Source organism: Anaerolentibacter hominis, from assembly GCF_032380675.1.
Classification (GTDB): domain Bacteria; phylum Bacillota; class Clostridia; order Lachnospirales; family Lachnospiraceae; genus Anaerolentibacter; species Anaerolentibacter hominis.
The window spans coordinates 89,756-102,688 of sequence record NZ_JAWDIX010000001.1; the positions used below are offsets into that span (position 1 = coordinate 89,756).

The 12,933-nt window shown below is 47.6% G+C and carries 15 protein-coding genes; 13 read left to right on the top strand and 2 right to left on the bottom strand.

Annotated features, from left to right (window positions below; translation table 11 throughout):
• Positions 1-9: 9 nt before the first annotated feature.
• Positions 10-462 (top strand): arsenate reductase/protein-tyrosine-phosphatase family protein, encoded by a 453-nt coding sequence (locus ABCW47_RS00295; protein WP_343207864.1) that lies wholly within the window; start codon positions 10-12, stop codon positions 460-462.
• Positions 463-561: 99 nt separating this feature from the next.
• Positions 562-996: a ribose 5-phosphate isomerase B gene (gene rpiB, locus ABCW47_RS00300; RefSeq protein WP_343207865.1), complete on the top strand. Its 435-nt coding sequence runs from the start codon at positions 562-564 to the stop codon at positions 994-996.
• 96 nt (positions 997-1,092) lie between these two features.
• Here the strand turns inward: rpiB and ABCW47_RS00305 are convergent, their stop codons facing one another.
• Entirely contained in the window at positions 1,093-1,575 is a 483-nt protein-coding gene (locus ABCW47_RS00305) for a DUF402 domain-containing protein (RefSeq protein WP_343207866.1), read from the bottom strand.
• A gap of 652 nt (positions 1,576-2,227) precedes the next feature.
• Between ABCW47_RS00305 and ABCW47_RS00310 the strand changes: the two genes are divergently transcribed.
• The 10 genes from ABCW47_RS00310 (at position 2,228) to atpC (ending at position 9,584) form a co-directional block, all read left to right on the top strand.
• A complete protein-coding gene (locus ABCW47_RS00310) occupies positions 2,228-2,464 on the top strand; it encodes an AtpZ/AtpI family protein (RefSeq protein WP_343207867.1) in 237 nt (78 codons plus the stop codon).
• Between the two features lie 10 nt (positions 2,465-2,474).
• Positions 2,475-2,876, top strand: coding sequence for a hypothetical protein (locus tag ABCW47_RS00315; protein WP_343207868.1), 402 nt, complete (start codon positions 2,475-2,477; stop codon positions 2,874-2,876).
• A gap of 16 nt (positions 2,877-2,892) precedes the next feature.
• Positions 2,893-3,624, top strand: a complete 732-nt coding sequence (gene atpB, locus ABCW47_RS00320; RefSeq protein ID WP_343209563.1) for a F0F1 ATP synthase subunit A — start codon at positions 2,893-2,895, stop codon at positions 3,622-3,624.
• A 117-nt stretch (positions 3,625-3,741) separates the two neighbouring features.
• Entirely contained in the window at positions 3,742-4,008 is a 267-nt protein-coding gene (gene atpE, locus ABCW47_RS00325) for an ATP synthase F0 subunit C (protein ID WP_343207869.1), read from the top strand.
• A gap of 23 nt (positions 4,009-4,031) precedes the next feature.
• Positions 4,032-4,586 carry a F0F1 ATP synthase subunit B gene (atpF, locus tag ABCW47_RS00330; RefSeq protein ID WP_343207870.1) on the top strand — a complete coding sequence of 185 codons (555 nt, stop codon included), beginning with the start codon at positions 4,032-4,034 and terminating at the stop codon, positions 4,584-4,586.
• Positions 4,574-5,140, top strand: a complete 567-nt coding sequence (atpH, locus tag ABCW47_RS00335) for an ATP synthase F1 subunit delta (RefSeq protein ID WP_343207871.1) — start codon at positions 4,574-4,576, stop codon at positions 5,138-5,140. Before atpF ends, atpH begins: the two co-directional genes overlap by 13 nt.
• Positions 5,141-5,182: 42 nt before the next feature.
• Positions 5,183-6,697 carry a F0F1 ATP synthase subunit alpha gene (gene atpA / locus ABCW47_RS00340; protein ID WP_343207872.1) on the top strand — a complete coding sequence of 505 codons (1,515 nt, stop codon included), beginning with the start codon at positions 5,183-5,185 and terminating at the stop codon, positions 6,695-6,697.
• A 78-nt stretch (positions 6,698-6,775) separates the two neighbouring features.
• The gene (gene atpG / locus ABCW47_RS00345) at positions 6,776-7,636 is read left to right on the top strand and encodes an ATP synthase F1 subunit gamma (RefSeq protein WP_343207873.1); all 861 of its coding nucleotides are present in this window, start codon (positions 6,776-6,778) and stop codon (positions 7,634-7,636) included.
• Between the two features lie 125 nt (positions 7,637-7,761).
• Positions 7,762-9,159, top strand: coding sequence for a F0F1 ATP synthase subunit beta (gene atpD / locus ABCW47_RS00350; protein WP_343207874.1), 1,398 nt, complete (start codon positions 7,762-7,764; stop codon positions 9,157-9,159).
• 17 nt (positions 9,160-9,176) lie between these two features.
• A complete protein-coding gene (gene atpC / locus ABCW47_RS00355) occupies positions 9,177-9,584 on the top strand; it encodes an ATP synthase F1 subunit epsilon (protein WP_343207875.1) in 408 nt (135 codons plus the stop codon).
• Positions 9,585-9,799: 215 nt separating this feature from the next.
• Here the strand turns inward: atpC and ABCW47_RS00360 are convergent, their stop codons facing one another.
• Positions 9,800-10,180 carry a hypothetical protein gene (locus tag ABCW47_RS00360; protein WP_343207876.1) on the bottom strand — a complete coding sequence of 127 codons (381 nt, stop codon included), beginning with the start codon at positions 10,178-10,180 and terminating at the stop codon, positions 9,800-9,802.
• A gap of 202 nt (positions 10,181-10,382) precedes the next feature.
• Here ABCW47_RS00360 and ABCW47_RS00365 point away from each other — a divergent pair, with 202 nt between their 5' ends.
• Positions 10,383-12,923: a hypothetical protein gene (locus ABCW47_RS00365; RefSeq protein WP_343207877.1), complete on the top strand. Its 2,541-nt coding sequence runs from the start codon at positions 10,383-10,385 to the stop codon at positions 12,921-12,923.
• Positions 12,924-12,933 lie beyond the last annotated feature (10 nt).

Sequence of the window (12,933 nt, forward strand, 5' to 3'; positions counted from 1 at the left end):
GGTGTGGGAATGGCAAAGTATAGTAAAGTGATATTTATTTCCAGGGATGATGTAACCCGGGGACCTATGGCGGAGGCTATCTATAAGCGGCTGGATACCACAGGGGAGACGAAGGTTTGTTCCAGAGGCCTTGTAGTGCTGTTTCCGGAACCGGTTAACCCCAAGGCGGAGATGGTTCTGGAAAATCATGAGACTGCATGTACCAAGCGGATATCACGCCAGCTGACGAAAGATGATTGTACAGAAAATACTCTGTTTCTGACTATGGACCGCAGCGAAAAAGATATGCTCATCCGCAATTACGGACAGGCGGAATATGTCTATACTTTGACAGAATATGTGGCTGAGACGGAGGAACTGGCCGATCCCTACGGCGGAACACTGGTGGATTATCAGGAATGTTATGCTCAATTGGTACGTTTGCTGAAAAAAACATTGTATCGTATCAACGAAGTGGAGTAATATAAGGAAAGCAGGCGCTGCAACACACAGGTATATTTCTGTGTCAGGCGGTGTGCTGTTACAATAGAATTGTAATTTCAAGAAAGGAATGAATGGAATATGAAAGTAGCAATTGGCTGTGACCATGGCGGATATGAATTAAAACAGGAAATTAAGAAATATTTAGAGGATGCGGGATTTGAATATGAGGATTTCGGGTGTGACAGCCCGGCGTCCACCGACTATACCATTTATGCCAAGAGAGTAGCGCGGGCAATTCTGGACAAGAAGTGTGACAAGGGGATCTTGATCTGCGGTACCGGAATTGGGATATCCATTACGGCAAATAAGTTTAAGGGAATCCGTGCGGCGCTCTGCAGCGACTGTTTCAGTGCTCAGGCTACCAGGGAGCACAATGATGCCAATATCGTTGCCTTCGGCGCCAGAGTCGTAGGACCCGGTCTGGCAATTAAGATTGTAGATACATTCCTTCATACCGAGTTTTCCGGGGATGCAAGACATGTTGAGAGAATTTCTCATATAGAGGAAGACTGATTGCAGGACCAGACGTGATGAATGATCAGAGGACAGGACGGCAGATGCATAGCGCCGGTTCCTGTCCTCATTTTTGCTGCTTAGTAAAGTTCTTATTCAAGGCTCGTTGTCTTCCAGCACCTTCTTTAAACGTTCAATCTCTCCCGTATAGGCGTAATCCAGAAGTCTTCCGAGGCGGCGCATTGCCTTTATGGCAAATTCCTGTGAGACAATCCCGGTTTCCAGGCAATCCGCCAGTTCATCCAGATCCATAACTTTCAGCGTGCCGTCCGGACGGATAATCAGATCCAGAATCAGATCATGAAATATAATGGAATTCTGCTCTGCGCGGTATTCTGTGTCAATGATATCGCAGTACCAGTAAACCAGGTGATCCTCCCGGTCGTATATTTTGCTGATTTTAAAACCATCTTTTAAGAAGTATGCAGAAACGCCCCGAACAAAGTCGGGACGTGGTTTGAGCGTGTTCCAGCTGGTCAGGATCAGATCCTTCTGGCACAGCAGTATTACATCGTCTTTTAGATGGACGATTTCGTTTGGTATGTAGCGTTTTCGAAACAGATCCAGATTTTCACACAAAGTGTGTTCCTCCCCTCTCTGGGAATTATTTTTCCTGTACCGCAGCAGCCGGTCATGATCAGCTGATGCACGGCCGGAATTGGATAAAATTGAATAAACTTTTGATAGAAACCGGATGATTCTGAATCAAATGAAATTTAACTGTATTATATCAGAATTCATGCAAGATTGAAAGCGTTAATTACAATAAGACGGCACCCGAAGCGCGCCGTCGTTTGTTGCGTACTTTATGAGAAGAAAGTTCGTTATTTATCAAACAATTCAGCAAAAAAAGCCGGGAATTACAGGATTATGGAAGAAATCTCCGCTTTCCGGGCAGACTTAAGTTATTGGACAGAAAATAAGAATTGAATTTGTAAGATATATGTTAAAAAGTAAACAAAGCAGGATGGGATTTCCTTCATATTTTAGTTATATTTACTAGACATTTTTCGGGAAAGAAGATATAATAAGGATGTTTGTTCAGACGGTTATCCTGCGGCGATCTGCTGTCAGGATGAAGGTACAAGAGTGTATTCAGGGTGGAGAATCGGCAGATTTTCCAGGAATATTGACCGGGACATGAAGGGCGGACTTTTAATCTGAGCCGGAGGTGCTTCCTTCCAGGCTGAGCGCGGCGGTATTTGACAGTATAGAAAAGGAATATGTGGCCATGAAGAATAAGAACAGACCGGTGGTTAGGGCATTGTCACTGATTTTACAGTTGGGTATTACGATGATGGTGCCGATTTTTCTTTGTCTGTTTGTGGGAAGCTGGCTGGATAAAAAGCTGAACACGAACTTTCTGGTCATTCTTTTTTTGATTCTCGGTATGCTGGCCGGATTCCGGAATGCGTATTACAGTGTGAAGAGTTTTTTGAAGGAAGAAGACAAAAGCGAAACGAAGTAGAGGATTGAGTATGGCAGAAGAAAAACGGACGTTGATTGGTATGCTGGCGGGAATTGTGATTTATGGAATTGCAGCCGGTGTGGCAGCAGGTTTTCTTGTGCAGGATAAGGGCCCTTTTATCGCGGGAATTATTTTCGGCTGTGCCGTAGGGGGCGGATTAGCGGTTCATATGCTGTGGGGCCTTGACAGGACCCTGCTGCTGAACGAAGAATACGCAGCGCGCTATGCCAGGAAACTGACCGCAATACGAATGCTTCTTATGCTGGCGGCAATTGCAGTGGCGGCACTGCTGCCGGAGATCTTTCACGTACTGGCCGTGGTGATCGGCCTGTTCGGGCTTAAGATTTCGGCATATTTGCAGCCATTTATGGACAAATTGATTTTTAGAAAAATAAATAAAAAAGGAAGGTGAGAATGTGAATATAGGGATGGCAGGCCTTGAAGTGGCAAAGGCCTCCGCGGACTTGGATGTGGGTATTAACGGATATCTGGAATATGAGCTGTTCGGCCAGAAGCTTTATCTGACCAATACGCATATCTGTACGTTGATCATTATGCTGACCCTCATCGTGTTCGCCGTATTTGCCAACCGGGCGGTTAAAAAAGCAGATCCGAACAAGGTCCCCGGCCCATTTCTGAATATTGTAGAATATCTGGTTTCGGTGATAGATAACATGACGGTAGGATCAATGGGGGAAAAGCACGGGCATAAGTTTTCCAATTATATTGGAACGTTATTTGCATTTATTCTGCTTTCCAATATTTCGGGCATGTTTGGCCTGAGACCGCCGACCGCCGATTATGGTGTAACACTGGCGCTTGGACTGATAACATTTGTGCTGATCCATTACAATGGATTTAAGCACCAGAAATTCGGACATATTACCGGCCTGTTTAAACCGCTGCCGTTTTTATTTCCGATTAACCTGATCGGGGAAATAGCGACACCGCTCTCCATCTCGCTGCGTCTGTTCGGCAACGTTATGTCCGGCACAGTTATGCTGGGAGTGGTCTATGCGATTATACCGAAGCTTATGCTTCTGGTGTGGCCGGCTTTTCTGCATGCCTACTTCGACCTGTTCTCCGGCGCGATCCAGACATACGTTTTCTGTATGCTGACGATGGTATATATCTCCAATGTATTTGAGGAGGAAGAGTAGGCCGGAAAGAGTAAGACCGGGCAGGGCATACTGTCTGTGGGGGACGGCGTTTGCCGGACTTTACACAGTAACATAATAAACTGATATTTTAGAGAATGATTAAGGAGGAATTAAATCATGGGTAATATTACGAATGAAGGTTTTGTTTTGGCATTTTCTGCTTTGGGTGCAGGCATTGCAATGATCGCTGGTTTAGGCCCTGGTATTGGACAGGGTATTGCGGCAAGCCAGGGTGCTGCTGCGGTTGGCCGTAATCCGGGTGCAAGAAGCCAGATCATGTCCACCATGCTTTTGGGACAGGCAGTTGCCGAGACAACAGGTCTTTACAGTTTTGCTATTGCTATTATCCTGCTGTTTGCGAATCCGTTGATTAAATTATTGTAATGGATTAGAAAGGGGACAAAATAGTGGGAAATCTTATAATGGATCAGAGCCTGTTTCTGATGCAGGACAGGATCTTCGGACTGGATTTACAACTGCTAGCGGATGTCCTTGTTACAGCACTTGCTATTTTTGTATTGTTTTTTGCGTTATCCTACCTGCTGTTTAATCCGGCCAGGGAACTGCTCAAAAAGAGACAGCAGAAATTGGCCGATGAAATGGCGGAGAGCCGAAAGAATCTGGATGAAGCGGCTTCTTACAGGGAAGAGTACGATGCGAAGCTGAAAAATGCGAATTTGGAGGCGGCTGAAATCCTGGAGGATACAAGAAAACGCGCTTTGCGGAAAAAAGAAGAAATTGTCGGTGAAGCGAAGACAGAAGCCTCACGGATTGTTGCGAGGGCTGAGCAGGAAGCTGAATTGGAGAAAAATAAAGTCAGAGATGAAGTAAAGCAGGAGATGATCTCGGTTGCTGCGGCGATGGCCGGCAAGATCGTTGCGTCCTCCATTGATCCGAAAACACAGGAACAGATGGTGAAGGATACTCTGGAAGAAATGGGTGAGGACACATGGCTAAGTTGATATCCAAAACATATGGGGATGCCCTGTTTCAGGCAGCTGTGGAAAAACAGATGCTGAATCAGATGGCAGAGGAAGCTGTGCTGATCCTTAAGATTCTGAAGGAGAACGAGGACTTGACGAAGCTTCTGGGGCATCCGAGAATTGACAAAGAAGAAAAAATCCGGGTAGTTGAAACTATATTTAAGGGGCGGATCTCCGATTCCATGACCGGGTTCCTTGTACTGGTAATTGAAAAGGACAGGCAGGAAAAGCTTAAGGAGACTCTGGACTATTTTCTGGAACTGGTAAAGCTGGAACATAAAATCGGCACCGCGTTTGTAACGAGTGCGGCACCGCTCAGCGAGGCCCAGAAACAGCAGGTGGTAAAGCGCCTGGAAGAGACGACCGGATATCGTTCATTTGAAATGAATTATAGAACAGACCCTGACCTGATCGGAGGTATGGTAATCCGGATCGGGGACCGGGTGGTGGATAGCAGCATCAGAACCAGGCTTGATAAGATGGCAAAGGAGCTGTCGAGGATTCAGCTATCGGCCGGAGGGCAGAATAAGTAGGCCCCAAAACAGGATGAGAAGGAAAGAAGGTGCACAAGTATCATGAATTTGAGACCCGAGGAAATCAGTTCCGTGATTAAGGAGCAGATCGAACGGTACAGCGACAAGCTGGAAGTGTCTGATGTGGGAACTGTCATTCAGGTTGCGGATGGTATTGCACGTATTCATGGATTAGAGAAGGCTATGCAGGGTGAACTGCTGGAATTTCCCGGAGAAGTTTACGGCATGGTGCTGAATCTGGAAGAGGATAATGTAGGTGCTGTTTTGCTGGGCGACCAGGTCAGCATCAGTGAAGGGGACGTTGTGAAAACCACCGGCAGAGTTGTTGAGGTTCCGGTGGGCGACTGCATGCTGGGACGAGTCGTGAATGCCCTGGGCCAGCCGATTGACGGCAAAGGACCGATTGACGCCAAGAAGTTCCGCCGGATTGAGCGTGTTGCTTCCGGTGTTATATCCAGAAAATCCGTAGATACGCCGCTGCAGACCGGTATCAAGGCGATTGATTCCATGGTGCCGATCGGAAGAGGGCAGCGTGAGCTGATTATCGGCGACAGACAGACCGGTAAGACAGCAATTGCAATTGATACGATCATTAATCAGAATGGACAGAATGTAAATTGTATTTATGTAGCGATCGGCCAGAAAGCATCCACGGTTGCAACGATTGTTGCTACCCTGGAAGAGCACGGCGCGATGGCCTACACTACCGTTGTTGCGGCTACAGCCAGTGAACTGGCTCCGCTGCAGTATATTTCGCCGTATTCCGGCTGTGCAATCGGAGAAGAGTGGATGGAATCCGGTAAGGATGTGCTGGTGGTCTATGATGATCTTTCCAAGCATGCAGCCGCCTACCGTACCCTGTCGCTGCTCTTGAAGAGACCGCCGGGGCGTGAGGCTTATCCCGGTGATGTATTTTATCTGCATTCCAGACTGCTGGAGCGTGCAGCGAGATTGAATGACGAGCTGGGCGGCGGTTCGCTGACCGCGCTTCCGATCATTGAGACACAGGCGGGAGATGTATCCGCCTATATTCCGACTAATGTAATTTCTATTACAGACGGTCAGATTTATCTGGAAACAGAGATGTTTAATGCCGGTTTCCGTCCTGCTATTAACGCCGGTCTCTCTGTCTCCCGTGTGGGCGGTGCGGCGCAGATTAAGGCGATGAAGAAGATTGCGGGACCAATCCGTATCGAGCTGGCTCAGTTCAGAGAGCTGGCGGCATTCTCCCAGTTCGGCTCCGATCTGGATAATGAGACCAGAGAAAGCCTTGCACAGGGTGAAAGAATCAGAGAGGTGCTAAAACAGCCTCAGTATCAGCCGATGGCGGTTCAGTACCAGGTTATTATAATTTATGCGGCAGTTAAAAAGTATCTGCTGGATATCCCGGTGGAGAAGGTTCTGGAGTTTGAGAAAGAGTTTTTTGAATTCCTGGATACCAAATATCCGGAGATACCGGATTCTATTCGGGATGAAAAGATAATCAGTGAGAATACGGAAGAACAGCTGAATCACGCGATTGAAGAGTTTAAGGCTGAGTTTGCACGGCAGTTGTAAATCATGTAGCACGGTCCGCGGCGAAGAAGACTTTTGCATGCGTACTGTGAGAACAAAGAAGGAACGGGAGCAAATGATATGGCCTCAATGAGAGATATCAAACGAAGAAAGGAAAGTGTACAGAGTACCAGCCAGATTACGAAAGCGATGAAGCTGGTGTCTACTGTGAAGCTGCAGAAGGCCAGGGTAAGGGCGCAGAACTCGAAGCCGTACTTTTCTGCCATGCAGCATGCTGTAACCAGTATGATTGCACTTTCTGAAAATATGGAGCATCCTTTCTTGAAGGGAAATGCTTCGCCGAAAAAGGCGGTCATCCTGATTACTTCCAACAGGGGTCTTGCAGGCGGGTATAATTCCAATGTAACGAAGCTGCTGATGGAGAGCGGCATTCCCGCTGAGGAATGTATGATCTTTGCCGTTGGGAAAAAAGGCAGGGATATTCTGGCTTCCCGGGGATATGAGATCAGGGAAGAATATAACGATGCAATCAACGCGCCGTTGTTTTCCGATGCGGCCGCAATCGGAAAGCAGGTGCTGGATGCCTACGTTTCAGGCGAGGTTGGAGGAATTTATCTGCTCTATACCGAGTTTAAAAATACGGTCAGCCATATTCCGGTGATGGAGAAGCTTCTGCCGATCAACAGAGAAGATTTTTCCGAGGAAGAACTGGGAAATCATCTGACCTTTATGAATTTTGAGCCTGCTCCGGATGAGGCGCTGGATATGATCATTCCGGGATATATCAACAGCCTGATCTACGGCGGCCTGACAGAGGCCTATGCCAGTGAGAACGGCGCCAGAATGCAGGCAATGGATAGTGCGACCAATAACGCGGAAGAGATGATGGATGATCTGGCATTGAAGTACAATCGTGCAAGACAGAGCTCCATCACGCAGGAGATAACAGAAATTGTGGCCGGTGCAGCTGCGATAAGCTGATTGCGGACAGCAGCAGGATACCGGCAGAGATATAGAAGCGAATGAATAATGGACAGGGAAATCGGTTCTCGTTTTTCACTCTTCATTCTTCGTTCTTCATTATGTAAAAGGGGTGAGCGAAAAGAATGGCAGACACGAATATAGGTAAGATCACTCAGATCATCAGTGCGGTTATCGACGTGAAGTTTGAAGAAGGACACCTTCCTGAAATATATGAAGCGGTTAATGTACAGCGCAGAGAAGGCGGAAATCTGGTTCTGGAAGTCGCACAGCATCTGGGTGATGATACGGTACGCTGTATCGCAATGGGACCGACCGACGGACTTGTCCGCGGGATGGAAGCCGTGGCTACAGGCGCGCCGATTACCGTCCCGGTCGGGGAGGAAACCCTTGGCCGTATGTTTAATGTTCTGGGAGAGCCCATTGATGAAAAGGAAGCTCCCAAGGTAAAAGAATATCATCCAATACACAGAAAAGCTCCGTCATTTGAGGAGCAGTCCACTTCCACCGAGATGCTGGAGACCGGTATCAAGGTAGTTGATCTGCTTTGTCCTTATCAGAAAGGCGGTAAAATCGGTCTGTTCGGAGGCGCCGGCGTGGGTAAAACCGTGCTGATTCAGGAGCTGATTACAAATATCGCCACAGAGCACGGCGGATATTCCGTGTTTACGGGTGTTGGAGAGCGTACCAGAGAGGGTAACGATCTCTATTATGAAATGATAGATTCTGGTGTTATTGACAAAACTACCATGGTTTTCGGCCAGATGAACGAGCCGCCGGGAGCCAGGATGAGAGTAGGTCTTACCGGTCTTACTATGGCGGAGTATTTCCGTGACATGGGTGGTAAGGACGTACTGCTCTTTATTGATAATATTTTCCGTTTTACCCAGGCAGGTTCAGAGGTTTCCGCCCTGCTTGGCCGTATGCCGAGTGCCGTAGGCTATCAGCCTACCCTGCAGACGGAGATGGGTGCGCTGCAGGAGCGTATTACTTCTACTAAAAAAGGTTCCATCACATCGGTCCAGGCCGTTTATGTGCCTGCGGATGACCTGACGGACCCTGCGCCGGCGACTACTTTTGCCCATCTGGATGCCACGACGGTACTGTCACGTTCTATCGTGGAGCTGGGTATTTACCCGGCGGTTGATCCGCTGGAGTCCACTTCCCGTATCCTTGATCCCAGAGTGGTGGGAGAAGAGCACTATCAAGTGGCCAGAGGCGTGCAGGAAGTACTTCAGAAATATAAAGAACTGCAGGATATTATTGCAATTCTGGGTATGGATGAGCTGTCGGAGGAGGACAAGATTACGGTAGCAAGAGCCAGAAAGATTCAGAGATTCCTGTCCCAGCCATTCTCAGTGGCGGAGCAGTTTACAGGCCTGCCCGGCAAATATGTGCCGATTTCTGAGACAATCCGGGGCTTTAAAGAGATTCTGGACGGCAAACATGATGATATTCCGGAGAGCTATTTCCTGAATGCAGGCAGCATCGACGATGTACTTGCCCGCACAAAACGTGCTTAGAGCACAGGGAGGAAGCAATGGCTGAAAACGGATCTTTTCAATTAAAAATCATTTCTCCGGACCGCGTTTTTTTTGAAGGAGAGACTGATTTTGTAGAGTTAAATACAACGGAAGGGGAACTGGGGATTCTGAAGAATCACATTCCGCTGACGGCGATACTGGCTCCCGGAGTTCTGCGAATCCACAATGGCGGCGATGTAAGAGAAGCGGCGCTGCACAGAGGGTTTATGGAGATCTTGCCGGAGGGCGTTATGATACTGGCCGAGGTCTGCGAATGGCCGGAGGAAATTGATATTAACCGGGCAAATGAAGCAAAGATCCGGGCTGAGAGACATTTAAAGAGCCCGGGATATGATTTTACCCGGGCCAACGCGGCTCTGATGCGGTCTCTGATCAGACTCAGGGTTGCGAGGGATAAAAATTAAGAATGAGGGGTGCGTTCGATATTGCAAAGAGTGGGATTTGCAGTATCGAATGCACCCTGTTCTTTTTATCATGGAAGTAGATAAGACTCCCACCTCAATAGGTGGTGAGTAAATAACAAATTCGTCTTGGTGGGAGCCCAGTCTCCTTCCAAGTACGCCGAGGCGTACTTGAACTGACTGTATAACAATGTATATCAGATGGGAGGGAGTGCCTGTCAGGCCTGCCTTAAGTAGTTGTTTCGCATCTGGTGGTGCCGGTAACGGAAGCGGCGGTATACCAGTTCATTTAACAGCATGGAGGTTACCAGTTCATCCGGATAGGCGGCGTCCTCGGTCGTTCCGCAGTTTCCAATTACTGTTTTCACAATCCCCAGAATTGTGACTTTATCTGGATATTCATCAAATATTACGCTTCCGGCAAATTCTAATTTATCGCATTCATTTTCTATACAGGATTGCAGATCTCTCAGATGAAGCGGAAGCATGCTCTTAAAGTAAAGCCAGTCGTCTTCCATATCGGCGATGTCATTTCCGTAAAAACAGTAGAATCCATAGGGAAAATTGTTGCCCTTTGCATATTTTTCCATTTGGGACATAATTAGCTCCTGAAAATCCTTGTTATTGTATTCTATGATCGGGACGCAAAAACAGTGCAGAATTTCACAAAACAACCGGTTTTGTGCGGTTATGGAAACCCCTTCTCCCCTTGCACTTTGCAAAAAAAGTCGGTACAATGAATTTTATCGGACCTATTGAGAAAAATAAAACTGATGGCAGCGCTTCGATATGGAGGAAAGAATGAAGCATATTTATAGATTTCTGGTATTTTTTCTGGTGTTTGGAGTATCTTCTTTTTTGTGGTACAAGGTTCTCTGGGCAGGAACTCAGGATTTTGACGTGAATTTAACAATTACGGAAATGGCAGATGCATCGTTTCCTCTTGTTACGATAAAAACAGGGGAGGAGACGATTAACAGCCTCCACGGCTATGCATCTGCTCTGGATGCCTCTGCGGTGCGGAATAATATTACGCCTGTGGATAAGGAACAGGCTTTTTTTGTATATATGGAAGAGGCCGCTGCAAGACCTAAGAAAGTAAATTATGAGATCAGAAGCGCAGACGGGGATAGTATTCTGGAGTCTGATTCGATTCTGGCCCTGGAGAAGGATGACGATGGTAACCGGTACGTGAAGATTAAGATACAGACCGGGCTGACCGAAGGAGAGGAATATCCGGTACGGATTACTCTGGTAACTGATACGAATAAAAAGATCCATTATTATACACGGGTGAAATACTATGAGGATGGCCACCTGGAAGAAAAGATTGATTTTGCCCTGGATTTTCACAGCAAAACGCTGGATAAGAAGAAGGCGGAGGAGCTGTCCCGCTATCTGGAACCAGACCATAAAGTCCAGTCGGAGTCTCTGCATGAGGTTACCATTGGTTCTCAGCTGAATCTGGTGAGCTGGGCGGAGATGGCGCCTGAGGTAGTCACACCTGTCGTACCTGCGGTAAAGGAAATGAACCCGGAAACAGCCTCCATTGAGCTGGATTATATGGTCGCCTCAACCGGACCGGCCGGGCAGGAGCTGTATACGGTAAAGGAATTTTTCAGAGTAAAATATACGGCGGACCGGATGTATCTGCTTAGCTACAGACGAACCATGGAGGAGGTCTTTGACATCAGCCAGGCGAGTCTTGCCAAAAGCGAGCTGAAGCTTGGAATTATAAATGAGGATCATTTTTCCTTCCTGGCAGGCGAGGACGGCAGCAGAGTCTGTTTTGTGGCGAATCATGCCTTATGGAGTTATGATCTTAATCTGAATAAGGCGTCGCTGGTCTTTTCCTTTTATCAGAATCCGGAGACTTATAAATGGGAGGGATATGATCAGCATGAAGTCCGTATCCTGAATATGGATGATGACGGCAACATAGACTTTATGGTTTACGGCTACATGAACCGGGGGGATTACGAAGGGAAGGTGGCTGTTATTCTGTATCGGTATTATGCGGCAGAAAACCGGATGAAAGAGAGGGTATATATCCCGGTTTCCGTTCCCTATCAATTTTTAAAGGAAGAGATTGAGCAGTTCGCCTATGTATCCAAGTCGGAGATATTTTATTTCTCCGTGAATCACCAGATTTATGCCTATAATATGACGACCAGGGACTGTGAAATTATCGCGCCGGACGTGTCGGAGGAGAGCTTTCTGGCATCTTCGGAGGGCGGGTATGCCATCTGGCAGAACAACGTGCAGGCCCAGGAGTCTACGGAGCTGATACTGCAGGATATGGAGACCGGCAAGCAGAATCGATTCAGCGCCAGGAAAAATGAAAACATCGTGCTCCTTGGTCAGACGGAAACGGATATGGTCATCGGTTACGTGAAGACCAAGGATATCCGGGAGAATATAGACGGTTCTGTTACAGTTCCGGCCTATGAGGTCGCAATTATAGACAGTGCCGGAAATACTCTGAAGAATTATAAGAAGAAGGGGATCTACGTTGCGGGGGTTCAGGTGGAGGACCACGTGGTTTCTCTGAATACCGTAAAAAAGAATGGAAACGGCTACGAGGCGAGAAAGACAGAATATATTATCAGCCGGTCGGAGAACGGCAGCGAAGCGGTAACGCTTTCCTCCAGAGTGACGGACCGGGCTTTGACCGAATATTATTTATCCCTGCCGGAAACATTTAAGATGGAGGGGCTTCCGGAGCAGGAGAAGGCGCTGAATACGGTAATCGTCGAGGATCTGACTTTGCGTCTTGAGATGCAGCAGAACGATACCGGACGGTATTATATCTATGCCTGGGGCAGCATTATGGGACACACAGATTCAGCTGCCGAGGCAATTACACTGGCGGACGAAAATATGGGAGTTGTGGCGGATGGAACGAATCGGATTATATGGGAAAGAGGCGGCAGGGAAAGCCGCCATGGTATCCAGAATATTGCCGCCCAGTATTGCTCTTCCGGTGTTACCAGCATGGGAGCCTGCCTGGCTATGATTCTGGACAAAGAATTTGTAACTGCCGATGCTGCGGATCTTTCCGCGCAGAAGGGCTCTGCCCTGAAACTGCTGAATGAAAACCTGTCTGCTTTGCCGGTTAACCTGACCGGATGCAGCCTGGATGAGGTCTTATATTTCGTGGGGAAGGACCGTCCGGTCATTGCTTTGAAAGAAGGTCAGAATGCAGTATTGATTATTGGATATGATACCGAATATATTAAATTTGTGGACCCTGCGGCGGGCAGAACCCAGATTATCCGCCTGAGTGCCGCACAGGCCCAGTTTGAGCGTGCGGGAAATGTATTTATCAGCTACGTGAAATAAATCCGGACAG

Bases quoted from the DNA above. Each gene is read 5' to 3' on its own strand.
- atpB (WP_343209563.1), top strand. From the start codon at position 2,893: ATGGCAGGCCTTGAAGTGGCAAAGGCCTCCGCGGACTTGGATGTGGGT.
- atpC (WP_343207875.1), top strand. From the start codon at position 9,177: ATGGCTGAAAACGGATCTTTTCAATTAAAAATCATTTCTCCGGACCGC.
- rpiB (WP_343207865.1), top strand. From the start codon at position 562: ATGAAAGTAGCAATTGGCTGTGACCATGGCGGATATGAATTAAAACAG.
- ABCW47_RS00310 (WP_343207867.1), top strand. From the start codon at position 2,228: ATGAAGAATAAGAACAGACCGGTGGTTAGGGCATTGTCACTGATTTTA.
- ABCW47_RS00315 (WP_343207868.1), top strand. From the start codon at position 2,475: ATGGCAGAAGAAAAACGGACGTTGATTGGTATGCTGGCGGGAATTGTG.
- atpG (WP_343207873.1), top strand. From the start codon at position 6,776: ATGGCCTCAATGAGAGATATCAAACGAAGAAAGGAAAGTGTACAGAGT.
- atpE (WP_343207869.1), top strand. From the start codon at position 3,742: ATGGGTAATATTACGAATGAAGGTTTTGTTTTGGCATTTTCTGCTTTG.
- ABCW47_RS00295 (WP_343207864.1), top strand. From the start codon at position 10: ATGGCAAAGTATAGTAAAGTGATATTTATTTCCAGGGATGATGTAACC.
- atpH (WP_343207871.1), top strand. From the start codon at position 4,574: ATGGCTAAGTTGATATCCAAAACATATGGGGATGCCCTGTTTCAGGCA.
- ABCW47_RS00360 (WP_343207876.1), bottom strand. From the start codon at position 10,180: ATGTCCCAAATGGAAAAATATGCAAAGGGCAACAATTTTCCCTATGGA.
- ABCW47_RS00365 (WP_343207877.1), top strand. From the start codon at position 10,383: ATGAAGCATATTTATAGATTTCTGGTATTTTTTCTGGTGTTTGGAGTA.
- atpD (WP_343207874.1), top strand. From the start codon at position 7,762: ATGGCAGACACGAATATAGGTAAGATCACTCAGATCATCAGTGCGGTT.
- atpA (WP_343207872.1), top strand. From the start codon at position 5,183: ATGAATTTGAGACCCGAGGAAATCAGTTCCGTGATTAAGGAGCAGATC.